The 871-nt window shown below is 72.6% G+C and carries 2 protein-coding genes; both read right to left on the bottom strand.

The window, feature by feature from the left end:
• Positions 1-224: cation efflux transmembrane domain-containing protein (locus PROKR_RS16560; protein WP_036964786.1), on the bottom strand; the 224-nt coding region annotated here is incomplete at its 3' end.
• The gene (locus PROKR_RS16555) at positions 221-667 is read right to left on the bottom strand and encodes an ArsR/SmtB family transcription factor (RefSeq protein ID WP_051433064.1); all 447 of its coding nucleotides are present in this window, start codon (positions 665-667) and stop codon (positions 221-223) included. The genes PROKR_RS16560 and PROKR_RS16555, both read right to left, overlap by 4 nt.
• Positions 668-871 lie beyond the last annotated feature (204 nt).

Genomic DNA, 871 nt, shown 5'->3' with positions numbered 1-871 from the left:
GGCGGCCGCAGCGCGAGCGACGCCGCGCCGAGCGCGATGGCGAGGCCCGCGACGTCGGTCAGCATGTGCGCGGTGTCGACCAGCAGCGCGAGGCTGCCCGTGAGCAGGGCGCCGACCGCCTGGGCCACGAAGACGGACGCCGTGATGCCGAACGCGACGGCGAGGCGCCGTCGTCCGCCCGCGTCGCCGTGCGTGTGGCCGCCAGGACCGTGGCTGTGGCTCATGACGACGCCCTCGTCGTCCGGTCAGCGCGCGCAGGCGCCTCCGCCGGGTGCGCGACCGCGTCCGGCGTGTGCGTCGCCGAACCGTCGGCGCCGTAGACCGGGCACAGCGCGACGGCGTCGCCGGTCAGGGCCAGGAGCTGTTCCGCGGCGGCGAGCACCTTGAGCGTCGCCTCCGGGTGCATCAGCGAGAACACGGACGCCCGGCCCTCCGGCCGGGACTCGACGAGCCCGCAGTCGCGCAGGCACGCCAGATGCTTGGACACCGTGGACTGCGCCAGGCCGAGGTGCCCGGTCAGGTCCACGACGCGGTGCTCACCGAGGGCCAGGTGCTGCAGGATCGCCAGCCGCGACGGGTCGGAGAACCCGTGGAACAGGTAGGACGCGACGGCCATCGCCTCGGGCTCGGCGGGCTTCACATCGTCCAGCACCTTTGTCATCGCCATACGGCGATGCTACCAGCGCCTCTCGCTCCACTTCGAGGCCTAAGTTTCTTGTCTTTGAGCCACCTCAAAGACAAGAAACTTAGGCCTCAAAGGGGATGAGCTCGACGGCGGCAGCCCCCGGCCGCCCGGCGGCGAGCCGGTAGTCACCCTCAGCCCGCTGACCGCGCCCTCCAGGCCTGCGCCGTCGCGTCGAGCACTTCGGCC

The organism is Promicromonospora kroppenstedtii DSM 19349, assembly GCF_000515355.1.
GTDB lineage: Bacteria > Actinomycetota > Actinomycetes > Actinomycetales > Cellulomonadaceae > Promicromonospora > Promicromonospora kroppenstedtii.
Note: the sequence above shows the minus strand (reverse complement) of the source record. Positions and strands in the feature narration are given on the sequence as shown.

Bases quoted from the DNA above. Each gene is read 5' to 3' on its own strand.
- PROKR_RS16555 (WP_051433064.1), bottom strand. From the start codon at position 667: ATGGCGATGACAAAGGTGCTGGACGATGTGAAGCCCGCCGAGCCCGAG.